26 protein-coding genes are annotated in these 25,494 nt (G+C 61.2%); 2 read left to right on the forward strand and 24 right to left on the reverse strand.

Features of this window, described 5'->3' with window-relative positions:
- Window positions 1-40 precede the first annotated feature (40 nt).
- The 24 genes from rpoD to ACYQ00_RS12145 form a co-directional block, all read right to left on the reverse strand.
- Complete coding sequence (rpoD, locus tag ACYQ00_RS12030; RefSeq protein ID WP_460032530.1) at window positions 41-1,807, reverse strand: RNA polymerase sigma factor RpoD; 1,767 nt, start codon at window positions 1,805-1,807, stop codon at window positions 41-43.
- Window positions 1,800-3,647 (reverse strand): DNA primase, encoded by a 1,848-nt coding sequence (gene dnaG, locus ACYQ00_RS12035; protein ID WP_460032347.1) that lies wholly within the window; start codon window positions 3,645-3,647, stop codon window positions 1,800-1,802. The genes rpoD and dnaG overlap by 8 nt, the downstream gene beginning before the upstream one ends.
- Window positions 3,648-3,650: 3 nt before the next feature.
- Entirely contained in the window at window positions 3,651-6,107 is a 2,457-nt protein-coding gene (locus ACYQ00_RS12040; protein ID WP_460032348.1) for an endonuclease MutS2, read from the reverse strand.
- A gap of 19 nt (window positions 6,108-6,126) precedes the next feature.
- Window positions 6,127-6,573 (reverse strand): GatB/YqeY domain-containing protein, encoded by a 447-nt coding sequence (locus ACYQ00_RS12045; RefSeq protein ID WP_460032349.1) that lies wholly within the window; start codon window positions 6,571-6,573, stop codon window positions 6,127-6,129.
- 199 nt (window positions 6,574-6,772) lie between these two features.
- A complete protein-coding gene (gene rpsU, locus ACYQ00_RS12050; RefSeq protein WP_021761249.1) occupies window positions 6,773-6,973 on the reverse strand; it encodes a 30S ribosomal protein S21 in 201 nt (66 codons plus the stop codon).
- 169 nt (window positions 6,974-7,142) lie between these two features.
- Complete coding sequence (locus ACYQ00_RS12055) at window positions 7,143-7,325, reverse strand: hypothetical protein (protein WP_460032531.1); 183 nt, start codon at window positions 7,323-7,325, stop codon at window positions 7,143-7,145.
- A 15-nt stretch (window positions 7,326-7,340) separates the two neighbouring features.
- Entirely contained in the window at window positions 7,341-7,613 is a 273-nt protein-coding gene (locus ACYQ00_RS12060; protein ID WP_460032532.1) for an HU family DNA-binding protein, read from the reverse strand.
- 261 nt (window positions 7,614-7,874) lie between these two features.
- On the reverse strand, window positions 7,875-8,705 hold the full coding sequence (rsmA, locus tag ACYQ00_RS12065; RefSeq protein ID WP_460032350.1) for a 16S rRNA (adenine(1518)-N(6)/adenine(1519)-N(6))-dimethyltransferase RsmA: 831 nt from the start codon (window positions 8,703-8,705) through the stop codon (window positions 7,875-7,877).
- Window positions 8,706-8,711: 6 nt separating this feature from the next.
- Complete coding sequence (locus ACYQ00_RS12070) at window positions 8,712-9,293, reverse strand: DUF2062 domain-containing protein (protein WP_460032351.1); 582 nt, start codon at window positions 9,291-9,293, stop codon at window positions 8,712-8,714.
- A gap of 9 nt (window positions 9,294-9,302) precedes the next feature.
- Window positions 9,303-11,363 carry an elongation factor G gene (gene fusA / locus ACYQ00_RS12075; RefSeq protein WP_460032352.1) on the reverse strand — a complete coding sequence of 687 codons (2,061 nt, stop codon included), beginning with the start codon at window positions 11,361-11,363 and terminating at the stop codon, window positions 9,303-9,305.
- A 169-nt stretch (window positions 11,364-11,532) separates the two neighbouring features.
- Complete coding sequence (locus tag ACYQ00_RS12080; protein ID WP_460032353.1) at window positions 11,533-12,429, reverse strand: hypothetical protein; 897 nt, start codon at window positions 12,427-12,429, stop codon at window positions 11,533-11,535.
- A gap of 116 nt (window positions 12,430-12,545) precedes the next feature.
- Window positions 12,546-13,298 carry an outer membrane protein assembly factor BamD gene (locus ACYQ00_RS12085; protein WP_460032354.1) on the reverse strand — a complete coding sequence of 251 codons (753 nt, stop codon included), beginning with the start codon at window positions 13,296-13,298 and terminating at the stop codon, window positions 12,546-12,548.
- A 2-nt stretch (window positions 13,299-13,300) separates the two neighbouring features.
- Entirely contained in the window at window positions 13,301-14,212 is a 912-nt protein-coding gene (gene trxB, locus ACYQ00_RS12090; RefSeq protein ID WP_460032355.1) for a thioredoxin-disulfide reductase, read from the reverse strand.
- A 21-nt stretch (window positions 14,213-14,233) separates the two neighbouring features.
- On the reverse strand, window positions 14,234-14,554 hold the full coding sequence (trxA, locus tag ACYQ00_RS12095) for a thioredoxin (RefSeq protein ID WP_021761258.1): 321 nt from the start codon (window positions 14,552-14,554) through the stop codon (window positions 14,234-14,236).
- Between the two features lie 155 nt (window positions 14,555-14,709).
- Window positions 14,710-15,855, reverse strand: coding sequence for a tRNA (adenosine(37)-N6)-threonylcarbamoyltransferase complex transferase subunit TsaD (gene tsaD, locus ACYQ00_RS12100; protein ID WP_460032356.1), 1,146 nt, complete (start codon window positions 15,853-15,855; stop codon window positions 14,710-14,712).
- A gap of 5 nt (window positions 15,856-15,860) precedes the next feature.
- Entirely contained in the window at window positions 15,861-16,913 is a 1,053-nt protein-coding gene (fbp, locus tag ACYQ00_RS12105) for a class 1 fructose-bisphosphatase (RefSeq protein WP_460032357.1), read from the reverse strand.
- 79 nt (window positions 16,914-16,992) lie between these two features.
- The gene (locus ACYQ00_RS12110; RefSeq protein ID WP_460032358.1) at window positions 16,993-17,973 is read right to left on the reverse strand and encodes a hypothetical protein; all 981 of its coding nucleotides are present in this window, start codon (window positions 17,971-17,973) and stop codon (window positions 16,993-16,995) included.
- Window positions 17,974-18,446: 473 nt separating this feature from the next.
- Window positions 18,447-19,640 carry a tetratricopeptide repeat protein gene (locus tag ACYQ00_RS12115; protein WP_460032359.1) on the reverse strand — a complete coding sequence of 398 codons (1,194 nt, stop codon included), beginning with the start codon at window positions 19,638-19,640 and terminating at the stop codon, window positions 18,447-18,449.
- Window positions 19,624-19,947 (reverse strand): FtsB family cell division protein, encoded by a 324-nt coding sequence (locus ACYQ00_RS12120; RefSeq protein ID WP_460032360.1) that lies wholly within the window; start codon window positions 19,945-19,947, stop codon window positions 19,624-19,626. The genes ACYQ00_RS12115 and ACYQ00_RS12120 overlap by 17 nt, the downstream gene beginning before the upstream one ends.
- A 100-nt stretch (window positions 19,948-20,047) precedes the next feature.
- Window positions 20,048-20,347, reverse strand: coding sequence for a hypothetical protein (locus tag ACYQ00_RS12125; RefSeq protein WP_460032361.1), 300 nt, complete (start codon window positions 20,345-20,347; stop codon window positions 20,048-20,050).
- Between the two features lie 105 nt (window positions 20,348-20,452).
- Entirely contained in the window at window positions 20,453-21,013 is a 561-nt protein-coding gene (pgsA, locus tag ACYQ00_RS12130; protein ID WP_460032362.1) for a CDP-diacylglycerol--glycerol-3-phosphate 3-phosphatidyltransferase, read from the reverse strand.
- A gap of 23 nt (window positions 21,014-21,036) precedes the next feature.
- Complete coding sequence (locus ACYQ00_RS12135) at window positions 21,037-21,921, reverse strand: Mrp/NBP35 family ATP-binding protein (protein WP_460032363.1); 885 nt, start codon at window positions 21,919-21,921, stop codon at window positions 21,037-21,039.
- 34 nt (window positions 21,922-21,955) lie between these two features.
- Window positions 21,956-22,540 carry a YqaA family protein gene (locus ACYQ00_RS12140; RefSeq protein WP_460032364.1) on the reverse strand — a complete coding sequence of 195 codons (585 nt, stop codon included), beginning with the start codon at window positions 22,538-22,540 and terminating at the stop codon, window positions 21,956-21,958.
- A 56-nt stretch (window positions 22,541-22,596) separates the two neighbouring features.
- A complete protein-coding gene (locus tag ACYQ00_RS12145; protein WP_460032365.1) occupies window positions 22,597-23,244 on the reverse strand; it encodes a protein-L-isoaspartate(D-aspartate) O-methyltransferase in 648 nt (215 codons plus the stop codon).
- 268 nt (window positions 23,245-23,512) lie between these two features.
- On the opposite strand from ACYQ00_RS12145, the gene ACYQ00_RS12150 reads away from it, so the two are divergent.
- Both ACYQ00_RS12150 and ACYQ00_RS12155 read left to right on the forward strand, forming a co-directional pair.
- Window positions 23,513-24,001, forward strand: a complete 489-nt coding sequence (locus tag ACYQ00_RS12150; protein ID WP_460032366.1) for a CBS domain-containing protein — start codon at window positions 23,513-23,515, stop codon at window positions 23,999-24,001.
- 84 nt (window positions 24,002-24,085) lie between these two features.
- Window positions 24,086-25,447: a M23 family metallopeptidase gene (locus tag ACYQ00_RS12155; RefSeq protein ID WP_460032367.1), complete on the forward strand. Its 1,362-nt coding sequence runs from the start codon at window positions 24,086-24,088 to the stop codon at window positions 25,445-25,447.
- Window positions 25,448-25,494: the final 47 nt, after the last annotated feature.

The raw sequence follows: 25,494 nt of genomic DNA on the forward strand, positions 1-25,494 counted from the left end.
TTACACCTCTGTACCAATACATCTGGCGCCAGCAGAAGCGCTAGTTTTCGTAATAGGAGCGGAGCACCTGGCTGCGCACGGGGTGACGGAGCTTACGCAGGGCCTTGGCTTCGATCTGCCGGATACGCTCACGGGTGACATTGAAGAGCTTGCCCACTTCTTCCAGGGTGTGGTCGCTCTTTTCGCCAATGCCAAAACGCTTGCGCAGCACCTGCTCCTCGCGCGGGGTGAGGTCGGCCAGCACGCTGGCGATCTGCTCGCCCAGCTTGGTGTTGACCACTTCTTCCGCCGGAGCCACGGCCTTTTTGTCCTCGATAAAATCGCCCAGGCTGGAGTCTTCCTCGTCGCCAATGGGAGTTTCCAGGGAGATGGGTTCCTTGGCGATTTTGAGGACTTTCTTGACCTTTTCCAGCGGATAGTCCATCCGCTCGGCAATTTCCTCGGGGGTGGGGTCGCGGCCCAGCTCCTGGACGAGGTAGCGCGAGGTGCGGATGAGCTTGTTGATGGTTTCGATCATGTGCACCGGAATGCGGATGGTGCGGGCCTGATCGGCAATGGCCCGGGTGATGGCCTGGCGAATCCACCACGTGGCGTATGTGGAGAACTTGTAGCCACGCTGGTATTCGAACTTGTCCACAGCCTTCATCAGGCCGATGTTGCCTTCCTGGATCAGATCCAGGAACTGCAGCCCGCGGTTGGTGTACTTCTTGGCAATGGAAACCACCAGCCGCAGGTTGGCCCGGATCAGCTCCTGCTTGGCCCGCTGGGCGATGAGGCTGCCCTTGCGGATGCGCCAGAGCACTTCTTCCAGATCCTGCACGTTGTGGCAGCACTTGGACTGCAGGCGATGCAGGATTTCGATCTTGCCGGAGATCATTTCCTTGAAGGAGAACAGCTCCTCCACAGTCATACCCAGGTCATCCGCCGCGGCCACGGGATTGATGTCCCGGGCGTCCAGTCTGGAGAAGAGTTCCTGAATTTCCACCTGGGTCTTGCCAACAGAAAGGATATAGGCCGACAGGTCGCGCTGGCAGTTGTGCATCTGCCGCACATAGTCGCCCACAGTCTCGATGATGCGGTCGATGAGGGTCTTTTCCAGCTTGATGTCCCGCAGGCGGGTGACCACTTCTTCCTTGTAGCCGACGATTTCCTTTTGCACGGCAGTCACGCGGCGGTCCGTGCGGGCGCACTCGTCCAGTTTGGAGTAGATTTTCCGCTTTTTCTTGAAGCAGGTCTTGATCTCCTCCAGCAGCATGATGACGCGGGTGCGCTGGTTCATCTCGTCTTCGCTGGGGTCGTCTTCCTCGATGGTCTTGACCACGTCCTTGAGCTTCATCCGGTTGAGCTTCAGATCTTCGCCCACGGTGATGATCTCTTCGATGGCCACCGGCACTTCCACCAGGGCAAAGAGCACTTCCAGCTCGCCATTTTCAATCTTTTTGGCGATATGGACTTCCCCTTCCCGGTCCAGCAGCGGCACGGCGCCCATCTCGCGCAGGTACATGCGCACGGGGTCCGTGGAGCGGGAGGAATAATCCGCACCGTCCTCATCGTCCGTAAGGGAGAGTTGTCCGGCGTCGTCGTCGGACTCCTGGGGGGCAAGATCCATCTTCTTGCCGTCTTTCTCGGAATCGACGATCGCGATGTCCAGCTGATCAAAAATGCCAATGATCTCTTCGATCTGCTCGGGATTGTTGATCTCCGATGGCAGGGCCTTGCTGACTTCCTCGAAAGTGAGGAAGCCATTGACCTTGCCCTTGGCGATGAGGGTTTTGATCTGCTGGATATCCTTGAGATTGTTAGCCATCATTCCTCCCGGAGAGCTCCCGTTCTCTGATTTCCTGGATCTTGCGCAATGCGGCGAAGGAGTCTTCACAGACATCGCCCTGCAACTGCGACTTGAGCTGCTCGACGGATGCGTTGTTCTTGTGCAAAGCGATTTGCCGTTTCAGATCTTCTAAAATGGTTTCCTTGTTGGAGCAATAGCCGTCGTACAGCAGCATGGCTTCTGCAAACCAGGCCCGTTGCTGTGGCGTCAACTTGTCCAACAATGCCTCCGACTGCGGAGGGCTGTTTTCAGGGCCCTGCGCACAGGTGCAGAGCGTTTCCCACAATGCGGCAGCCCAGGGAGAGGTCAGCATCGCGTCTGCGCCTTCCTCCTGCAGCTCGGGCGTCATCTCCGGAAAGCACAGCACAAAACGCAGGAGCTCCACTTCCTTGGAAGCGGAAACAGCCGGCGTTTCCTCTGGCGGCGTAAACACGGACGCCTCGCGCCTTTCGCCTTTTTTGTTCCAGCCTTTGCTCCAGTCTTTGCTCCAGGGCTTGCGCCGGGGAGCGGCCTCGTGTTCCTTCTCCACGGAAAACTCGCCCAGCGCCTTGCGGAACGCCCGCTCCTCAAGCCCGAGGCCTTCGAGAATCCTGGGCAGGTAATAGGCATGCTGAGCCGGGTCGTCCAGTGCTTCCAGAAACTCTTTGGCCCACGCGACAATTTCTTTGGGCGATTCTGTCTCCCGCACGGCGGCCAGACAATAATCTAACCCGTTTTTCGCCTGCTGGCGCACAGCCTCCAGGGCCGCTGTGCCGCCGGCCTTGAGCAGACTATCGGCATCTTCCCCCTGGGGCATAAGGGTCACACTGCAGCCAAGTCCCTTTTCCAGCAGCATGCGGGCCGAACGCAGGGCCGCCTTGCGGCCGGGGGCATCGCCATCAAAGAGCAGTTCCACATGCGAGCCATAGCTGCCCAGCCGGGCCACCTGCTCTGGGGTGAGCGCCGTGCCCAGCACGCCCACGGCATTGGCATAGCCGTGCTGGTGCAGGGTGATGACGTCGAGGTAGCCTTCGGTGAGCATGGCCTTCTTGGTCTGGTGGATCACCCGCCGGGCCTGGGCCAGACCGAAGAGGTGCTCGCCTTTTTTGTAGATGGGCGTGTCCGTGGAGTTGATGTACTTGGGGCCATCCGAGCCGTCGATGAGCCGGGCGCCAAAGGCCACGACCTTGCCGCCGGCATCCTGGATGGGAAACATCAGCCGCCCGCGAAAATGATCATACACCCTGCCCTGCTCGTTGCGCTTGAGCAGCCCGGCCTCCACTCCCTCGGCCTCGCCAATGCCCAGCCCGGCCAGGGCCGTGCGCAGCCCGTGCCAGCCGGGCAGGCTGTAGCCCAGCCCAAAGGCGGCCACCGTCTCGGCGGAAAGTCCCCTGCCCTGTAAATACTCCCGGCACGGGCCGCCCTGCTCGCCATGCAGATTGGCCACAAAATGTTCCGCAGCCATGCGGTGCATGGTGGCCACGCGGCGTTTGCGGTCACGCTCGTTTTTGGCGGCCTGCTCGGCGACGGGGTCGCGGCGCTGCTCATCCAGCTCCACACCGGCCTCCCGGGCCAGCTGGGCCAGGGCTTCGCGAAACTCCAGGCCATTGATTTTGGAGTAAAAGGTGATCAGGTCGCCCTTTTCCTGGCAGCCGAAGCAGTAAAAGAAGCCTTCCTCCTCATTCACGGAAAAGGAGGGTTTGGTTTCATGGTGGAACGGGCACGGCGCGACCCAGCGGTGGCCCATGCGCTTGAGAGGAACATAGCGCTGGACCACGTCCACAATGTTCAGCCGGGCCTTGATCTTGGCCACCGTGTCGTTGCTGCTGGAAAAGCCCATACGCTATTTGAGCACCGCCATGGTGACGCCATCGCCACCTTGATCCTCGTTGGCCATGGCGAACTCCGCCACGGCCGGAGACTGGCGCAGCCAGGCATGCACCTCGCGACGCAACGCGCCGGTGCCGCGGCCATGAACAATCTCCAATTGGCTGTAATTTCTCAGCATGGCTTGGTCCACACCCTCTTCCAGCTCGCGCAGGGCCTCCTCGGCCCGGCGGCCGCGCAAGTCCAGCCGCAGGCTGCCGATGGCCTCGGCTTTGGGCGTGGCGGAAGCGGGCTGCCGTGCCGCGGGAGCCGTGGCCGCTGGTTTTGCACCTGCCACAACAGGCGCTTTCGATGCCGTGGCGGGTGCGCCCTCGGCCAGACGCAATTCCGCCGGGGCCACCCAGAGGGAGACGCCGGAAATCTCCAGCTTGACCGCGCCACGCTTGGGATCCACGTCCTCGACCACCCCCACCTTGTTCCAGGGCAGGTAGCGCACCCGCTGGCCCTTTTCGAGATCCGCCGCAGTCAGGGATTGCTGGGACTCGTCAGTTGTACGGACGGCGGCAGGAGCCGCCTCGGCGCGTACGATCTGCTTTCGTGTCTCGGCCAGCTCGCGCATGGCCTGCTTGTGGGCGATCTTGCCTTCCTGCCACTGGCGCATGATGGCCTGGCTCTGCTTTTTGAGCTCGGCGAACAGGGCTTCCTGTTCGCGGACCAGCTTTTCGCGCTGCTGGCGTTCCTTGTCCCGCAGTTCTTTGCGGTCGCGACGCAGGGTGTCCAGCTCCCGGGCGCGTTCCACGGCCAGCTCGTTCAGGCGTTCAATGAGTGATTGGGCATCCTCGCCGTCCAGGAGCAGGTGCTGTTCCGCGCGCTTGAGGATGGCCTCGGGCAGGCCGTGCTCCCGGGCCACGTCCAGGGCCTGCGAGGCGCCAACCTGATCCAACCCAAGACGGTACAAGGGTTTTTTGGTCTCGGGATCAAAGAGCACCGAGGCCGCGCGCACCCCCTCGGCCGCCAGGGCAAAGGCCTTGAGGGCCGGAAAGTGCGTGGCTGCCGCGCCCCAGGCGCCGCGGGCCACCAGCTCCTCCAGCACGCCCTGGGCCAGGGCGCTGCCCTGGGCCGGGTCTGTGCCGGCGCCGAATTCATCAAGCAGGACCAGCGACTCGGCATCGATTTCGTCCCAGATGTCCCGCAGCCGGGTGATCTGGGCCGTGAAGGTGGAAACGTGATCCTCCAGGCTCTGTTCATCGCCCAGAAAGACGAAGATTTCCTCGAACCAGGGCATGGTCGAGCCGGCCGCCGCAGGCACGGGCAGGCCGCAGCGGGCCATGAGCGCGGCCAGGCCCAGAGTCTTGAGGCAGACGGTTTTGCCGCCGGCATTGCCCCCGCTGATGACCAGAATACGCTGTTCCTTTTCCAGAACAATGTCCAGAGGCACCACGGACGAACGCGGGGCGCGGGCCTTGCCGCCCTTGCCCAGTGCGGGCGCAGGCTTGGCGACCGGGGCCGCCTCGTCGAGGACGAGCAGCGGATGGCGGACCTGTCTGAGGGCCAGGGGCAGTCCCGGGCCGGTCTCCATGGTGGCGGCTTCCAGCCGGGAGGCCAGCTCCAGCACGGCATGGCGGACATCCATCTGTATGAGAAAGGCCGTGGTCGCCTTGCAGGCCTCCAGCTCATCCCGCACGAGCCCGGTCAGAAAGCGCATCACCTGTCGCTCAGCCTCGCGTTCCTCGCGCTTGAGTTCCTGGACGGCGTTGTTGCGCTCCACCAGGAACATGGGCTCGAAATAGCAGGTCTCCCCGGTCTGGGAGTAGTCATGAATGATGCCGGGCAGGCGGTTCTTGAAGCTGGTCTTGAGGGGCAGGACATACCGGTCGGACGAGATGGTGATGTAGTCGTCCTGCAGCCAGGGGGAAAGCTTGTGTTCGAGGATGAATTCCTTGGCCCGCAGGGTGCATTGCTGGTGCAGCTTGCGCAGCTCCACGCGCACGGAAAAGAGCTCGGGCGAGGCTTCGTCCTTGAGCAGGCCCTCGGCGTTCAGGCAGCGCGTGAGGGCGGCAAAGGTCTTGGCCGGCCAGTCCAGGGCAGCGGCGTCTTCGGCCAGGAGGGGCCAGGGGCAACGGGTCCCGCCGGCGTCCACGGCATTGAGCAGCTGACGGGCCTGCTGCAAGACATCGCGCAGGGAGGCCAGGGCGTCCAGGTCGAGGGCCTCTGCGCCGCCACGGCCGCTGTCCAGATAGGCGAACAGGCCATCCAGAGGAGGGAAATCCGCGGGCCGGGCACCGGATTGGGCCGCCTGGGGGGCGAATTCGCGCATCTCATCGTGCAGGGCTGCGGCCCGGGCCACGGCCTGGGCGTCCGGGAGCGGGGCAATGGCCAGGCATGCGGCCTTGCCGGCCTCGGATGCGGCAAAATGGGAAAGCCGCTCAAGCAGCTTGGGCAGCTCGAGCAGCGTGGCGGCGCGGCCGTTCATGTGCATTCCGCCTTGGAATCTAGTGTTGCAGACGTGCCTTGACCAGGGCGGATAGGGCCTTGCCGTCCACCTTGCCTTTGTGCTCGGCCATGACTGTCTGCATGACCTTGCCCATATCCTGGATGGAGGCGGCGCCAAGGCGGGCGATGGTTTCGTCCACCACTGCGGCGAGCGCTTCCTCGGACATGGCTTCGGGCAAAAAAGACTTGAGCACCACCAGTTCCGCAGCCTCCTTGTCGGCCAGATCCTGGCGATTGGCGGCGGTGAACTGGTCGATGGCTTCCTGACGCTGCTTGGCTTCCTTTTGGAGCACGCCGAGGACATCGGCGTCTTCCAGGGGGCGCTTGAGTTCCACCTGCTTGAGTTTGCAGGATGTCTTCACGGCGCGCAGGGTAAGGAGAACGGTTTCCTGCTTGGCCTTGTAGGCGGCCAGATATTCCTGCTCGATGCGTTGGGTAAGGCTCATGGAGAACTGCCTTCTAGACCGACGGAGGCCACAGGGCCGGACCGTGCTGCATCAGGTTGGGAATGAAAGATGAGCAGGCGACGCGACGGAGAATCCAACAGCACGCCGCAGGTCGCGCGTCCTGCACGCATCAGGGCTGCAAGACGCACAGTTGGGCGAGACGCGTCGCATCCCGCCCAACTGGGACCTTTGAACGACGTTAGGAGGCATTCATCTTGCGCATCTTCTTCAGGAGCCGCTTGCGGGCGGCAGCCTTCTTCTTCTTGCGCATGACGCTGGGCTTTTCGTAGTGCTGCCGCTTCTTCAATTCGGAGAGAACGCCAGCCTTTTCCACCTGCTTCTTGAAACGACGCAGGGCGATGTCGAAATGATCAGATTCGTCGAGATACACGCCGGGCAAAAGTCATCACCTCCCTCGCAGGGCGACGATGAAAGCGCCCTCATGTGGTAAGGGGGTTTTGATAGCAACAAGCCCGAAGAATGGCAAGCGAAAAAACTTGCAGTGGGAAGAAAAGCAGCGCCGGCATCCAGATGGATGTTCCGGCGCTGCCAAAAATCTGGGGAATGGCCTAGTGATGGTGGGCTTTTTTGCTGATCCAGGTATCCCAGATGGACTTGAGCACCACGATGCCAACGCCGGTGCCGACAATGCCCAGCACAATGTACAGGACCCCGAAGAAGACGACATGGTCAGGGGCCCACCAAGGAAGATCCCAGGGAAGCATGCTGTGGATGGATTCACCGTGCTGCATCATGATGGCGCTCTCCTACTTGATGGAGTCTTTCAGAAGTTTGCCGGGCTTGAACTTCACCACCTTTGAGGAAGGAATGGTGATTTCTTCGCCGGTGCGGGGATTGCGACCCTTGCGTTCCTGACGGCTTTCCACGAGGAAAGTGCCAAAACCGGTGAGGGTCAACTTGCCATCCTTCACCAGTGTGGCTTCAACAGATTCCAGAAAGGCGTTCAAGGCCCGCTCAGCATTGGCCTTGGTAAGGTTTGCCTTTTCTGCCATTTTTTCCACCAGATCAGCCTTGGTCATGAGACTACTCCTCTCCTGGTTCAACCCTGAGGCTCTCTTGTACTGCACGCCGGGCACCAGCCGCGACCATCGCAGCGCCCCCAGCATGCGTTTGAGCCGCCTGCCCTATGCCACCACCAAGCCCATTCTCCTTTCGCGCAAGTTCCCCCTGCGCAGAGAACAGGTATCAATCAAAATCAAATTCGACAGATATGGAATCCTCAATGGAGGCCTTGCTTGGCGTACGCAATGAAGTTCTAAAACAGGATTTTCAGAGCCAAGTCAAGGAGCAATGCGCGTTCCCAGACATTTTGCCAGGGCCAGAAAGTCCTCCACCCCGAGGGTTTCCGGTCGGGAAGTCAGGGAAATCCCTCGCTCCTTCAGAACTTCTTCCAGGGTGTTGTCTATACAACCCTTCAATATTGTTCCTAATTGCTTCCGCCGTTGCTGGAAGCAGCGGCGGATCACCGCTGCCACCGCCGCTGCAGAAACACCCTGAAGCGGTTGAATTTTTGGTCGAAAAATGATGACGGCCGAATCCACTTTGGGCCGGGGGCTGAACACGCCGGGCCCCACGGTAAAGGCGTACTCCACCGTGGCAAAGGTCTGCAGCCAGACACTGAGGGCACCATACTCCTTGCCGCCCGGTGTGGCCACAATGCGTTTGGCCACTTCCTTCTGGATCATGAATACGGCGCGATCGTATCCCGGGGTCTGGGAAATACAATCCCACATCATAGGCGAGGCTACGTTGTACGGCAGGTTGCCGGCAATTTTCAGGCCGGGAAGCCCGGTACCGAGCTGGGGCCAGGGCGCCTGCATGGCGTCCATGAGGATAAGATCAATGGACGGGTGCTCCACCTTGAGCCGGGGGGCAAGGTCGCGATCCTTTTCCAGGCACAGCAGCCGGTGCGGTCCGGCGGCCAGCAGATGGCGGGTGAGCGCGCCGGTGCCGGGGCCAATCTCCAGCACCGTGTCTTCAGGGGTGATTTCCAACAACCCGGCAATGCGCCGGGCCGTGTTCACATCATGGAGAAAATGCTGCCCCAGGGACTTCTTGGCCCGTGGGGAACGCTGGTGCAGCCGTGGCTCGGTTTCGTGTGCATCATGCATGCGCGGCTACTCCAGCCCGATGGTCTCTTCGGCGTGCAGGCGGCGCAGCAGCCGGGCGGCGCGACGCTTGCGGTAGCCAAGCACCGCATTGAGCACGATCAGATAGGTCACCACGGCGGCGGGCACACCCAGAATCACCCCGCCGGCAACCATGACGATGAAAAACTCCAGGCCTTTCTCCAGCAGCTCCTTCATGGCCAGGTTGTTCGGATCGAAGACCAACCCATCAAAAGGAGTGACGAACTTGCCCACAAAAAACAGCATGGCGTAAAAGGGCACCATGTTTGCCGGATTCGAGATGAAGGTGAAGATCCAGGCCGCGAATTTGTTGGCCCTGAAGATGAATGCCAGGGCGATGGCCGCCACGGACTGGAACGGGATAATTGGCAAAAAGCCGATGAATATCCCGATGGCCGAGCCCAGGGCGATGGAATGTGCCGAGGTTTTGAGCCGCAACAGCTTGAGCCAGGAATGGCGGGCAAACCGCTTGCTGCGGGTGATGTAGGAGGTGCGGCGCTGGGGACCTGCGGTTCCATTGGCCGCAGCCGAGGACGCACGGGGGGGATGCGGTTCGTGCATGAGTGCCATATGTAAAGGTTATTCCAGAATATCGAAACGCAGGAACTGCATGGTCAGCCCGGCGCGTCCCTGAGTGGCTGAGCGCAGGGCCGTGGAAAAACCGAAGAGCCGCCCCATACCGGCCAGTCCCTGCACGACTTTCTGGCCACCGCGGTCCAGGATGACTTCCACGCGACCGCCCTTGGTGGCCAGCAGTCCCACCGCCTCCCCTACATATTCTTCCGGCAGGGCAATTTCCACGCGCATCACCGGCTCCAGCAGGCGTGGTGTGGCTGCACGGAAAGCTTCCCGCAATGCGGCCTGAGCGGCCATGTGAAAGCCCGGCGGGGTGCCGATGCCTTCACGGCGCGCCAGTTCCAGAATGCGGACCTTGACATCGCGCACCGGATACCCCTGCAGTGGCCCGCTTTGCATGGCGTCCTCCACACCCTGGGAGACAGCCTCCACCAGCGGCTGAGGCCAGGTGGTGGTGTCCAGCTCAAAGCGCACCACATTGCCCGCACCGCGCGAGGTGGGTTCCACCGCAATGCGAACCTCGCCAGCGTGACGGACCTCGCCCAATTCCCGGTCAAAGACACCGCGCCCCTCGCCGGGAGCAGCCACGGTTTCCATGTGCAGCACCTGCGGCGTGCCGGCGCGCGGGGCAATGCCGAACTCCCGGCGGATGCGCTCCAGCAGTACATCCAGGTGCAGCTCGCCCATGCCGGAAACCAGGCGCTGGCCGGTCTCCTCGTTGAGCTCCAGGCGCAGGGTCGGGTCTTCGGCAAGAAATTTTTCCAGCGCTTCGTCCAACTTGGAGCTTTCATCGGCATTGCGAGGCTCCAGGGCCATGGAAATGACCGGCTGGTAGTCGGCGATGCGCTCCAGGATGACAGGATGGCCCTTGGCGCAAAGCGTGTCACCGGTTTTGGCGAACTTCAGCCCCAGCACCCCCACGATTTCGCCGGCCACTGCGTCGGGACGTTGCTCGCGATGGTCCGCATGCAGATGAAAGATGCGTTGCGCCCGCTCATCCTTGCGTTGGATGGTGTTGTAGACGGTGTCGCCCTCGTGCAGTGTCCCGGAATAGAGACGCAACAGTGCCAGGCGATGGCCTGATTCGACCTGCAACTTGAACACGAGTCCGGCCAGGGGGGCATCCGGGGAATGGTCACAGCGGATTCTGGTGTTGGTTGCGGGATCTATCCCTTCGGCCGCAGGGGTTTCCGCCGGGCTGGGAAGATAGGCTGCAACGCCGTCCAACAATGGCTGCACCCCGATGTTCTTGAGGGCCGAGCCGGCGAAGACCGGGGTGAAGTGGCGGGCCAGCGTGCCGGCACGGATGAGGGCCTGCAGACGAGGCACATCCAGCACCACGCCGGAAAGGTAGTCGTCCAGGAGGGTTTCATCCGCGTCGGCCAGGGTTTCCACCAGCTTTTCGCGCCAGGGCATGGCCAGGTCCCGCAAGGCAGGATCGGCGTCTTCGAGGGGGGTGGCTTCCACCCGTTCCCCGCGGCTGGCCTCGTCAAAGGTCAGCAGCTGCATGCCCACGATATCAATCACTCCGCGCAGATCCTGCTCGCTGCCCCAGGGAATTTGCAGGGCCAGGGGCCGGGCGCTCAAAATGCGCTCCATCTGACCCAGGACCGCGGCAAAGTCAGCCCCAGGGCGATCCATTTTGTTGATGAAGGCCAGCTTGGGGATGGCGAATTTCTCGCTTTGCCGCCAGACCGTTTCGGACTGCGGCTCCACCCCGCCCACGGCGCAGAAGACGCCCACAGCGCCGTCCAGAACCCGCAGGGAACGTTCGACCTCGATGGTAAAGTCCACATGACCGGGAGTGTCGATGAGGTTGAGGACGTGATCGCGCCACAGGACCCGGGTGCAGGCGGAAACGATGGTGATGCCGCGTTCCTGTTCCTCCGGGAGATAGTCCATGGCGGCAGTGCCTTCATGGACTTCGCCAAGACGGTGGATCTTGTGGGTGTAAAAGAGGATGCGCTCGGACAAGGTGGTCTTGCCGGCGTCGATGTGAGCGATGATGCCGATGTTTCGCAGCCGTTTGATGGCTGAAAGCTGGGCGGCGGACCGTTTGGTCATGGCAGGATGGACTCGACCTTCTCGGGGGACGCCGGGGCAGAGAAAGGACGCCCCCAAGTCCTCTCCCATCATGCGCTCAAAGGAGAAAAGAACAGTTTCTCTGTCAGCCCACAGCATCCCTGACATGGCCGGGCAGAGGCTTGGCCACATCGGCCAATTGTGATGGCCGCTAGCCGATGATCGTGCGCCGGGTGGTAAAGAAGGTGTCTGGCGTCAGGCCGGGCCAGATCCACAACCCAAGGGCATCAGGCGAACAGGCCAAATGCGAGGAGGTGCCCAACTCAGTGAGTTGGCCCTCCGGCGCCAGGGCCAGAAATTTGTCCACGGCCTGGAACTGCTCCGCCGTGCCATCGACCTTTTCCATCCCCAAAGGCAGCAACTTGGGGACAGCGCCCCAGCAGTAGACCGGGACCTGATCGCCATAGAGCCAGCGGAGATCGTCCAGGGAAAGGTCATCCTCGGCATCGAACCAGCAATGAATTTCCTGCTGTTCCGTGCTTTGCTGCAGGAAGTCGGACACAACGCTGCATCCGGATTCCAAAGTGATGAAGGCGCCCCACTGCCCGGCCTCGTCAAGCAGGGGCGGCAGCTCGGCAAATTCGGAAATAGCCAGATCCAGACAGGTTTCCACACCAGCCAGCTCCAGGGCAGCCAGAATGGAGGGGGCGATGGCGGGATGTCTGGGCGCGGCAGCGGGGGGGGCTTCTGCGGAATCGTCTTCAGAGTCGTCGCGCAGATGCACCACCAGGATATCGCGGACGCCGGCCAGCTGCGCCGGGACAACCACTGCCAGCAGCTGGGCCGGGCTGGAGAAACCGGGCGGCAGGGCCAGCACCAGGGTGTCCACTCGCACCTCCCAGGTGATGGCGCGCATGCCGGCGTCCAGGGCCGTGGCGGTGGACCGGCTGGAAGTCCGGCGCTCGCCCATCAGGGCGTGCAGTCTGGCGATGGCGGATTTGATCAACGCCCGACGGTGCGGCACAATTTCGTGGTACGCCGTGGCGAAGTCATCGTCCGAAACCAGGCGTTTCTGCATCCATTCCGGCAGGATGAGGGTGTCTTGCATTCCGGGGCTCCTCGCGCAATGGGCGTTGTGGCAGTCGTGTTGCCGGACCAGCTGCGTCTGGAACGCTCATGGCGTCCCTGGGCACACGCTGGTCCGGCTGCTTTCGTCATGCTGGGCTAGAGCCAGTAGAAATACTCTTCCTTCCAGTATCCCTGATCCTTGCGGCGTTCCTTTTCGGACTGGGCCTGTTGGAACCGCAGGTAGGAAAGCTCGGACTGTTTGCGGGCATAGTCGGCAAGATCCAGCAGTTCCGGATAGTTTTCCGCCACATACTGGTAGCGCTTCCAGGCGCCGCCAAACTGCTCGGTGCGGAAGTAAAAATCCGCCACAAACAGTTCGCGCTTGCACAGGATGCTCCGGCATTCGGCGATGAGCTGGACTGCTTCCTGGGCATACTGGGAATCCGGGTGCTGCTCAACCAGTCGTTCCAGGTACTCCTGCCCTTCGGCAACAGGCTGCTGCGGCCGGTCGATGCTGGTGAAGGTGGCCAGACCGGAACGGCCAATCTGGAACAACACGTATGGAATTTCCTCGTGCCGTGGATGCAGGTTCTCGAATTCGAGATACGCACCCATGGCCTCAAGGTAGTCCTTGTTCAGGTAGTAGGCGTCGGCCAGGGCCAGTTCGGCGCGAACGGTATACGGGCTGAAGGGGAACCGGTCCTTCAGCTTTGTATAAAACACGGCCGCCGAATAGTAGTCCGTGGCGTTCATGGCGTCGTTGCCGGCCTCCCAGAGGTCCTGGGCGGTGTCTTCGGAAACGGGGAGGTACACAGTGTCGATGATCCCGCAGGCGGAAACGCCGGCCAGGGTCGCCAGAAGCAGCGCCGTCGACACGAAGGCGCGCAGACGCAGAACAGAATGACGCATAGTTATCCCAGATAGAGCTGGACAGAATGAGCCGCAGTGGCGCCATCGCCCACTGCGGTGACCACTTGACGGCACAGTTTCACGCGGGCATCACCTGCGGCGAAGATGCCTTCCACCTTGGTGCGCATCTCGACATCCGTGTGAATAAAACCGTCTTTATCCACATCGAGCGCCGGGGGAACGAACTTGGCCTGCGAGACAAAGCCAATGAACACAAACATGGCTGCCACATCGAGAATGGACGTCTCGCCGGTCTTGACGTTGGCAAGCCGCAGACCCTCCACCTTGCCATCTCCCACAATATCTTCCACAACAGAGTTGTAGATGATGTTGATATTGGGGTCGGCCAGGCAGCGATCCTGAAAACACCGTTCGCCACGAAACGCGTCGCGCCGGTGGATGAGGTGCACTTTTTTGACAATGCGGGCAAGGTACAGGCTTTCTTCCAGCGCCGCATTGCCGCCGCCCACCACCGCCACTTCCTCCCCGCGGAAGAAGTTGCCATCGCACAAGGCGCAGAAAGAGACGCCACGGCCGATGAACTCTTCTTCCCGAGGCAGGCCGAGCCGCTTGTACTGTGCGCCGGAAGCGATGATCAGGGCGCGAGTCTGCAGCCACTCATCACCCACCAGAATGCGGTGCCGGCCCGGTTCGGGTTCCAGGGCACGGACCTCTTCGCGGTACAGGTCGTGAGGGTACTTGCCAAGGTGGGCGTGAAAGAGATCTGCGAGTTCATACCCTTTGATCCCATTGGGGAATCCTGGGTAGTTCTCGATCTCGGCAGTCTGGAGGGTCTGCCCGCCATGGGCGAGTTTTTCCACCAGCGCCACCTTGGCGCCGCCGCGCAAAAGATAGAGGGCGGCCGTGATTCCTGCGGGGCCGCCCCCTATGACAACGCAGTCATAGCTTTTCATAAGGCCTGCTGCGGGCAGTGGTTACAGCGCCTTGGACTGGAGCATTTCCTTGATGCTGCTCTTGGAGACAGCACCGGTGATCTGTTCCACCACTTCGCCACCTTTGAACAGAATCAGCGTGGGGATGGCGCGGATACCGTATTTGCTGGGCGTGGCGGGGTTTTCGTCCACGTTCATCTTGGCGATTTTCACCGTGCCGGCATACTCCTGCGCCATTTCATCAATCACAGGACCCATGGCGCGACAGGGGCCGCACCAGGGAGCCCAGAAATCCACCAGGGAAGGCAGATCGCATTTCAACACTTCTTCTTCAAAATTCGCGTCGGTCACCTGAAGGGCCATGATTTTCTCCTTCGACGGCAAAGGTATTTGCGGTTGGTGCGAGTCTCGTAACCCCGCATCAGTAAGGACGATGCATAAAATCTTGCGCAGCTTGTGCGCCTTCTGATCAGACTGCAACCTAGTGTCAGGCGCATTCCGTGTCAAGAAAAACCCCGTCACATGGCATGGATGTCAGCTTTTCCATGTCGGCTGTAATCCCTGGGTACAGCACGGCCGCGAGGGATTGCTTCCAGGTCCAGACCGTGATGGCAGCCGGAAGCCAACAGTAAGGCGCCGGCATAGGCCACCATGGCCGCGTTGTCCGTGCACAGATCCGGTCGTGGCGCCGTAAAGCCCAGCTGCCGTTCCTGCGCCAATGCGGCGAGCCGTTCCCGGACCATGCTGTTGGCGGCCACCCCGCCTGCCAGAATGAGGCTCCGAACTGCGGGCTGGCGTTCCAGCGCCCGGCGGGTCTTGATTTCCAAAGCCTGGGCCACGGCGCGGTTGAACGATTGGCAAAACCTTGCCAATTCCGGCTCCGCACGGCCGTCTTCCAGTGCCTGCTGCATGGTGCGCGGCGCACTGCGTCGCAAGGCCGGACGCTTCTGAATGGCGACTGTGGCAGCAGTCTTCAACCCACTGAAGCTGAAATCCAGATTGTCATTCTCCACATACGGCGGACTGAAGGGGCCTGCTGCCGTGTCGGCATCCGAGGCCAGAGCTGCCAGCCGGTCCAGGCATGCGCCGCCTGGATATGGAAGGTTAAGGGCTTTGGCGCATTTGTCAAAAGCTTCCCCTGCGGCGTCATCCAGAGTCCGGCCCAATTGGGTGAAAATGGGGTAGGCGCCACCCTGCGGATCGGGCTCCAGACGAATCAGTTCCGTATGCCCGCCGGAGACCAGCAGCCCCAGGGCTGGCAATGCCAGCGCCCCATCCAGTCCCGCGGCCAGAAGGTGGGCTTCCAGGTGATTGACGCCGATCAAAGGAGTATCCAGCCCCAAGGCAACCCCCTTGGCAAAGCTGACACCGGAAAGCAGCGCCCCCAGCAGGCCGGGCCCGCGCGCCACAGCGACTCCCTGGATACTGGCCGGGGAAATGCCGGTCTGCTGTAACAGGCGTTCAAAAAGCTGCGGCAGCAGGCGCAGATGCTCGCGGGAGGCAATTTCCGGCACCACGCCGCCAAACAAGGCATGCACCGGTGCCTGGGTGGCCAGGGCCTCCCCGAGCAGCCTGGCCCCGGCCGGGGTGTAGTCCACCAGGGCCAGGGCCGTTTCATCGCAGGAGGTTTCCACTCCCAGCACGCGGAGTGCGGTCGTATTCACTGGGCTCAGATGCTGCGCTGGTTGTCCGCGCCTTCTTTCTGGGCATGCTTTCGATAAATTTCCGAAACCTTGCGCACATCATACTCTGAGCCCACGAACAGGGGCACACGCTGGTGCAGTTCCGTGGGTTCGATTTCGAGGATACGACGCAGGCCATCCGTGGCCAGACCGCCAGCCTGTTCGGCCAGCATGGCCATGGGGCTGGCTTCGCAAAGCAGCCGCAGCTTGCCGCGGGGGCGTTTGGGGTCGCGATAGTCCATGGGGTACATGAAGATGCCGCCATAGAGCAAGGTGCGGTGGAAGTCTGCCACCAGAGAGCCGATGTACCGCAGGCTATGCGGCTGGCTGCGGGGATTGTCCGTACCCTTGAACCAGGAGACGACTTCCCGTGTGGGCTCATCCCAATAATGCCAGTAACTTTCGTTGACGGAGTAAATTTTGCCCTGCTCGGGGATGCGGATATCGGGATGCGAGAGCAGGAACTCGCCCACGCTGGGGTCCAGGGTAAAGCCATAGACACCCTGGCCAGTGGTGTACACCATCATGGTGGAAGTGCCATAGAGGAAGTAGCCCGCACCTACCTGCTCCACGCCGGACTGCAGCATGTCGCCCAGGGTGACCTCCTGCATGGCCGGGGATTTGCGGCGCAGGATCGAGAAGATTGTGCCGATATTGACGTTCACATCAATATTTGAGGAGCCGTCAAGCGGATCAAAAATAAGGATGTATTCGCCTCGCTTGAATTTATCCGGCACCACGATCATCTCCGCATTCTCTTCGGAGGCCATGGCACAGAGCACGCCGGAGCGTTCCATGCGGTGGATGATGATGTCATTGGCGTATTCGTCGAGCTTTTTGACCCGCTCGCCCTGCACATTGATGTCACCGGTGAAGCCGAGCACATCCACCAGACCGGCCTTGTTCACCTCACGGGAGATGATTTTGGCGGCCAGGATAAGATCATTGAAAAGATTGGTGAACCGCCCGGTGGCCTGGGGCGATTGCTGCTGATGGTATAGCAGATGTTCCGTCACCGTGACTTGATTGCTGTGCGCCATGAACGCGCCTCCTTCTGCCGAATCCTTGCCGGAAATATGGTTCAATACGCCCCTGGGCCAACCGTATGCTTGCTGCGGCCTATTCGCCAGCCGTCCCTTGCGCCGGAGCGGAGGCCTCCGGAGCTGGTTCTGGAGCAGGCGCCGCAGTACCCTCCGTCGCGGCAGGCGGGGCGGTTTCTTCCTCGGTGGGCTCGGCCGTGGCGTAAATCAGAGAAAACCGGCCGATATCACGTCCCAACCAGTAAAAATTGCGATCATTCACCCGCAGACTGCCGTACACTTCGTTGGCCAGCACCTCAGACCAGGGCACGGTGGCAAGGGAGGCCGCGGCATCGTGGTATTTACTGGTCCAGATGACCTGCTTCTGGGTCATGATCATAAGTTCGTCAGGTGTCGGGCAGAATTTGAGCAGATTACGCGGATCGAAGTGCACCACCACCAGCCCGTCGAATTCGTTCTTGCGGAACACGGGCTGGGCCAGGAAGATTTCCGGCCCCATGGAGGAGTCGTTGCTCATGGCCCGGACCTTGTGATCCAGCCAGACGGGCGCAGTCTCGGGCTCGGCGGTGGCGTTTTCGTCCCCGCCTTTGCCCCTGGCGCGTTCCTCGCGCACCTTTTCGCTGTATTCTTCCCAGCGCTTGCGTTCCTTTTCGGTCATGTCGCCCAGGGCGATCAACGCCGCAGTGTCCACGGGTTTGGAAAAATCAACCGGATGCTGGAACTGCACGTTGCCGAAACGGTCCAGCACCATCACCCCGCTGATCCAGGAGAACCGCTCGAACAAACGGCGGAACCAGGATTCAGGCGGCAGCTTGTCTTCGCCATCCATGTAGACGGTAAGTTGATAGACCTGTTCATCCACAGGCTTGAGCAGCGAGGCCAGCTTGCGTTCCTGCGCCTCGCCGAATTCACTGGGATCCAAGGATATCTCCGGCCTGGGCTCCATGATGTCCTTCCACATCTGGGTGCCAGACTTCATGGTGCCCTTGACCGAACCGGTGACCGAATCCGGAATGGCAGAGCAGGCGGCAAACGTCAGACAACCGCCAACGAGCAGCATGGGCAGAGCGGCCTTGGCGAGGGCGCGTTTTGTGCAAGAATACCAGACACGTTTTTCTGGGCGGGAATGTGCGAGCAGCAACGAATCACCTCGTTGGACCTGGATGTCATGATTTGAATGCGCCTGCGGCACGCGCCGGCAAGCTGCATCCCTAGCCCGAGACGGCAGCCGCGTAAAGACCTGTGCCGCGGATAGCTGGAACTTGTGTACAGCACAAGCAAAAAAAAGAAAACCGCCCCAGGCCCCGGAACGCGCCAGCCGACGCAGGCGGCACCCTCCCCAGCTGTGCGAGCCGTGGCAGCGGATCGGCCTTTCTCGTGTTGGGTGCTGGACGCAGAGACAGTTCCGCGGAGGCGGCCTTCATCTAGAAAACCAAACTATTTCACGGTGTCAATGAGGAACAACGATGCCGGCCTGCGTTGGCATCATCATTGTCCACACCGTCATCGTCCGCGTCGATCCCGGCTGTCTTGTCACCGTCCGGCACGTCGTTCCAGCCGGAGGGCCAGCCGCTCCAGGGCACTGCGGGAAGAGCGCTTGGTGGGCCGAGGCGCGGCAGCGGATGGCGGCGGGCTGGATACTGGGGCCAGGGGCATGGCCGGAGCAATTGGCACGGAGGCAACGCCCCCTGCTCCTGCAACCAGCATCGGTTCAGCCTGCGGAAGCGCTGGGGCTGTATCGGCAACGAGGTCCGAGTGGTCTGGTGCGGTGGGTTCAGGCACTGCCGGTTCAAGGACTGCCTCTTCCGGCAACGGGGCTGCAGTCTGCGAGGCGTCCATCTCGTCAGGCACCGGCCGCGGCGCGGGCTCGGCATTTGCCGCCACGTCCGGGCCATCCCGCATCATGAGCTGCATGCGTTCGATGATGGCATCCAGCTCTTCACGCTCTGCATCGTCCCGAGCCTTGGCCAGCAGTTCGCGATAAATCTCCAGGGCACCGTCATAGTCGCCCTGCTCTGCCAGCAGGCGGGCCATGGTCCGGGTGCGGATGGAAAACACCTCGTCAGCCGGCCGGGGCTGCGGCGCGGGTTCCGCTGGTTGCAGTTCGGCTGTATCGACAGGCGGTTCGGGCGTCAGATCTTCCTCAACGAGAGGGGGCTCCGGCTGCATCGTCACGGCAACAGCGGGCGGCGCTTCAACGGCCACCGGGGGGTGGACTGGCCTGGTTTCGACCGTCGTCGGCTGTTTGGCCTCGGCTGGCTTGGGACGGTGCAGGAAGGTGTCTGTCTCGCCGCTGAATGGCAGGGTGGTCTGGTGATTGTGGAACAGCCCTTCGAGCCCGCGCTGGATCACCTCGCCCCAGCTCACGGGCGCGCCAGTGAAGTGCACGGAGACGAAATCCAGGGCCAGGGCGGCATCGCGAGTTTCGGGGCGCCGCGCCAGATTCTGGGCCCAGGCCTTCCAGAACAGCGGGTATCGGCCAAGGATTTCTCCGAGATAGCCTGCTTCTTCCGCAACCGTGTCATCATCCCCGACCCTGGCGCACAGTTCAAGAAAAAAGAAACGTGCTTCCAGAAAATCCGGATGCCGCGCCGCGCCTTCCCGCAGCAGCTCCAGCGCCTCGTGAGGCTGCCCTGCTTCCGCCAACAGTTTGGCCAAGGGGAAAAAGACCTTGGAGGACGGGTCCAGTTCCAGAATTTCCTTGAACCACTCAATTTTGGCTTGCATGGCGTACGGCTCCTGCGTCGGTTTCTTCCGGACCGGGGAAGAGGTACAGCACCTCGTTGGGCCTGATGTAGTTGAGCTGCTGACGGATGATTTTTTCGATGTACACGCGATCTTCCTTCAGCAGGCGGATTTCATTGGAGAGCGCCAGGCTTTTTTCGTCGATGGCGGCCTTGCGCTGGGCGAGTTCGGCCTGGCGACCACGCAGCTCCAGATAGGAGAAGAGCCCGTGCTCGCCGGCAAAGAGGCTGTAGCCCAGCACCAGATTCACCGCCACCAAAGCAACGCCCAACAGTCTGTTCCAGGGCATGGCCCGCTCCTTGCCAGCATCAGGATGGAAATGTCACGTGCCATGCCGCACACTGCGGCGCGGCTCTTGCGAACCTTGGGCCCCTGCCATCGACGATGGCTTACTGCATGCGCCCACGCACCCCGGGCGTGCCGGGGGGGCCAAGCGTTTCCTTGCGCAACAAGGACAGCGGGGCCTTGAGCTCGGACAAAAAACTCGCCGTGGCTTCCTCGATGCGCTGCACGTCCTGTTCATCCAGCTCTACGCTGTTGACGTTATTCATGAAAGACTTCAGGACATTGTATTCCTGCAGCAACATTTCCGAAAGCTCCAGGCGCTCCAGCTCGGGTTCCAGGTCGAGGATGGTCTGCAGGCAATTTGTCAATCGCATCTGCAGGGATTTGCGCTGTTCCTCTTCCATCCTCGGCCTTCCCTCGTAATGTCCCTGATTCCTTGCGGCTTGCCGGAAACGGCGCAACATGGACATGCACTTGCCGGGTTCAATTGCCCAGATTGTTGCAGCGCGTCACTCTTCCTTGGACCACAAAGCACGCATGCTATAGCAGTAGTTTACACCGGAAAACACTGTCATGGCAAGCGCAATGTACAATAACGCCTCGCCCCAGGGACGCGGGTCCAGGCCGAATACGGGGTAATGCACCAATAGCGGAACAATGGCCACGCACTGTAACACAGTCTTGATCTTGCCGAACACATCCGCCGCAAGCACCATTCCCTGCTCCATGGCCACGGCTCGCAGCCCGGTCACAGCCAGTTCCCGGGCCATGATCACCACCACGGCCCAGGCTGGAATCCAGTTGCGTCCCTCCGCATCCACAAGGCTGGTCATCATCACCAGCACCGAGAGCGTCAGGAGCTTGTCCGCCAGCGGATCCAGGAACTTGCCCAGATTGCTGACCAGGTTTCTGGCGCGTGCAATGCGGCCATCCAGGGTATCCGTAATGGCTGCTGCCACGAACACGACGGCCGCCAGGACACATGTCCAGCGCGAAGGCCAGTGCAACAGCAGGATAAGGACCGGCACGGCAGCAATGCGGGCCAGGGTGATCTTGTTTGCCAGATTCATACGTCTGTTCCTTGCCGCGGGATTCAGCTGTGAATGGTGGCCGCGGCCTCCAGGCTGTCCGACACCGCGCGCGCCACGGTGGCAGCCAGGGCGGTGAAGGCGCGTTTGGCAGGGGAGTCTTCCTCAAGCAGGGCCACGGGAGCGCCGCGGTCGCCAGCCACCACGGTGGAGGGATCCAGCGGAATGGCGCCCAGGAACGGCAGCCCGTAATGTTCGGCCAGCGTGAACCCGCCGCCCTTCTTGAACAGGCTGATTTCCCCGCCACAGTGCGGACAGCACAGTCCGCTCATGTTCTCCACCACCCCGAGGATGTTGGCCTTGGCGTATTGCAGGAAGTTGATGGCCTTGCGGACGTCGGCCAGGGAGACTTCCTGCGGCGTGGTCACCACCACACAGAGCGCGTCGGGAATGGTCTTGAGCACGGTCATGTGCTCATCGCCCGTGCCTGGAGGCGAATCGATGACCAGAAAATCCAGCTCACCCCAGTTCACGTCGGCAATGAACTGGCGGATGGCCGAATGCTTCATCGGGCCGCGCCAGAGCACCGCCTGATTGCGGTCCTTGAGCAGCGAGTCCATGGAGACCACGCTCAGGCGCTCATTGTACTGCGAGGGCAGAATGCGCTGGTCCGGCCCGGTCTCCAGCCCGCTGCCCAGGCCGAGCATGGCCGGGACCGAGGGGCCGTGGATGTCCACATCCATGATCCCCACCTTGAAGCCCATCTTCGCCAGCACGGCGGCCAGATTCACCGTGACGGAACTCTTGCCCACCCCCCCCTTGCCGCTCATGACAAACAGCTTGTAGCGGATGCGGGAAAGGGTGTCGGCAATGGCCGTATTCTGCTTCAGCATCTTGTCATCGATGCCGCCAACGCTTTGCTTGGAAGAACAGCTGCTGCAGTCGCTCATGGGACCACCTCCATTCTGCGCCTGGTGCCAGGCGCTACATGAACTTCACGGCCACGAATCCGAGCACCACCAGCACCGCGCTGATCAGGAGCACAAGATCGAACCGCTTTTCCAGAAAGAAACGAACCTTTTCACCATACACATAGATCAGCCCGGCCACGGCAAAGAACCGCAAGCCACGCGCCAGTACCGACGCAACAAGAAAAATGGGGAAGCTGATCTTGAACATTCCCGCCGTCAGGGTGCAGACTTTATACGGCACTGGTGTGAGCCCGGCAATGGCCACGGCCCAGGCGCTATAGGTATTGTACCATTGCTCAATTTTGAGAATCTGCTGCTCAAAATGGTAGAATTCAACAATGGGCTGGCCTATCATTTCCATGAAGTAATAGCCAATTATGTAGCCGACCACTCCACCGATGATGGAAGCGCCCAGACAGATGCCTGCATACCGGAAGGCCTTGGTCCGGTTGGCCAGGCACATGGGAATGAGCATCAGATCTGGCGGCACGGGAAAAAAGATGGACTCGATGCAGGAGACGATGGCCAGAGCCCGCTCCGCACCGGCCGAATCCGCAATACGCCAGATGCGTTCCATCCAGGACTGAAACAGTTTCATGCAGTTCTCGGGTTCAGATGAAAGTGAAGTGAGCCGGGGCAGGCGGCAGGTGCGGCTTACCAGCCGTGCGTGCCGACCAGATCGACAAACGCCACCCCTCCGCGCCGCTCCAGGGTGGTTTTGCCGTGTTGCTTGCGGATGACCACCAGCACCTGCTGGCGGCGGTTGCGACCAACGGGAATGACCATGATGCCTGGATCCGCCAGCTGATCGACCAACGGTTCAGGAATTTCCGGCCCGCCAGCGGTGACGAGGATGCGGTCGAAGGGTGCGTATTCTGCCCAGCCCACAGTGCCGTCGTCCAGCTTGAGGCGGACCTTGAAATATTTCAGGTAGTCAAGGATCTTGCGAGCGGAGAAGTGCAGTTCCTTAATCCGCTCCACACTGGAGACCTCCATCCCCATCTCGGCCAGCACGGCAGCCTGATACCCGGAACCGGTGCCAATTTCCAGCACGGAAATGCCCGGAGCCGGCTCGATAATTTCACTCATCAGTCCGACGATGTAAGGCTGTGAGATGGTCTGGCCGTAATTGATGGGCAGGGCATGGTCTTCGTATGCCTGGGAACGCAGGGCCTCCTGCACAAACAGATGCCTGGGCACGGTTCGCATGGCCTGAAGCACCAGGGGGTTCTGCACACCTCTGGCTTCAATCTGCTCGCGCACCATGCGTTCGCGATTGCGTTTGAGATCCGGGGATCGCACCGAAAAGAGCCCTAGGTTGTCACGGTCGGCTGAATTGCTGATGCAGGCAGGAAGCGCATATCCCTTTTGGAAGAGCAGATTTTTTATGGAACGTCAAGAGCATCCGCCCCTGGCCTCATCTGGCGTTGGTGGGCCTGTGTGTTTGAAATGGATAAACATTCAGTCAGAATATCCACCCGCTCTTGCACGGCGGCAGCATCTATGCCATCATGCCGCATATGGCATGTCTCGTTGATATCAATCGAATAACGCCAAGGATGCCAGTGTCATGCTAACTGTCGGCGATCTGATGACCACTGAGCTGTTCACGCTCAAGCGCACGGACTCCCTGCGGACTGCCCGTTCCATGATGACCCTGGCGCGCATCCGGCACATCCCGGTGGTGGACGACAACAATGTCTTCCTCGGACTGGTGACGCATCGCGACATGCTGGCCGCCACTATCTCCAAGTTTGCCGAGGTGGACAAAAGCGTGCAGGAAGAGATTGACGCCGGCATCCCCCTCAACGAGATCATGCGGCGTGACGTGACCACCGTCACCAGCCAGACCTCCCTGCGTGTGGCCGCGGAGTTGCTGCTCAACCACAAGTATGGCTGCCTGCCTGTGGTGGAAGACAAGGCCCTGCGCGGCATCATCACCGAGTCCGATTTTCTGAAACTTGCCATCAAGCTCATGGACACCATGGAGCGGATGCAAACCAAGTCCTTGGACGAGAACTTGTTCGCGGCCAGCCAGCCAGACGAATTTCCCTTCTAAGGCCCTATCCTGCTTGTGAAACTCTCTGCTTTGCTTGTTCTGGTCCTCCTGGCTTCAGCAGCTGTGGGAGGCGGTATCTGGCTATTGTTCCACGACCGTACCAACCCTGAAATCGCCCTTGAACCGCTGACGGCGTTCGTCTCGCCGTCCCTGCCCCTGCGGGTGCGCGCTGCGGACGCCCAATCCGGCATTCGGCGCATGTCCATCGCCGTCACCTCCGGCAATCAGACCTACACCATTCTGGACAAGCGTTACGAAGGCGCACCCCGATCTGTGGAAGAACCCTTCACCCTGGAAGCCTTCAAGCTGCCCGACGGCGACGTGACCATCGACGTGGCTGTGAGCGACGCGTCTTTTGCCGGCTTTGGCCAGGGCAACGTGGAGCGAATTTCCCGCAAGCATTTGATGGATACCATCAAACCCACCGTTTCCGTGCAAAGCACGCAGCACTATGTGCGCCAGGGCGGCCCCGGACTGGTGGTGTATACAGTGAACGAGCCGCCGGCTCGTTCCGGGGTGCAGGTGGGCGACCGGTTCTTCCCCGGCTATGAGCAAGGCAACGGCAAGTTTGCCTGTTTCTTCGCGTTTCCGCATGACATGGACGCCAAGGATTTCCATCCTGTCCTGTTTGCGGAAGACGCCGCCGGCAACCGCGCCGTGGGGGCTTTCTCGCTCAATGCCATTCCGCGGACATTCCGGCGGGATACCATCAATGTCTCCGACAATCTGATCAACAAGATAGACAGCGAGTTCGCCAGCCAGGTGCCGGGCCAGTATTCGGCTTTGGAGCGGTACGTGCGGGCCAACCGCGAAGTGCGGGCGGCCAACGAAAAGGTGTTGCAGGAGATCGGGCTGAAGACCACCGCCCTGCCCCTCTGGTCCGGCGCCTTCCGGCGCATGCCCGGTGCGCCCATGGCCCGCTTTGCCGACCACCGGACTTATATTTACAATGGCCAGGAAGTGGACCAGCAGACGCACATGGGGCAGGATATCGCCTCCACAGCCAACGCCCCCGTGCCGGCAGGCAACCATGGGGTGGTGGTTTTTGCTGGATACCTGGGCATTTACGGGTACATGATCATGCTGGATCACGGTATGGGCCTGCAGAGCATGTATGCCCACCTGAGCGAAATGCACGTCAAGGAAGGCGACCGCGTGACCAAGGGCCAGGTGCTTGGCAAAACCGGCTTTACCGGCATGGCCCTGGGCGATCACCTGCACTTTGGCATGTATGTGTCCGGCGTGCCGGTATCACCCATCGAATGGTGGGATTCGAGCTGGATCAAGAACAACATCACGGACCGCCTGATCCTGCCGGCTGCAGTGGATGCGGCCAAGGAAGAAGCCGAGGACGCCGCGGCCAATGCGGCTGCCGAAAAGGGCGCGCAACCCGCAAAGAAGCCTGCTCCGAAGAACAAGGAGGGGCAGTCGAAAAAGAAGCAATAATCCGTTGGGCGGAGGCGAGGGCCTGACCATCCCCTCGCCATGCCGTG

The sequence above is a fragment of the Megalodesulfovibrio paquesii genome (genome assembly GCF_054653055.1).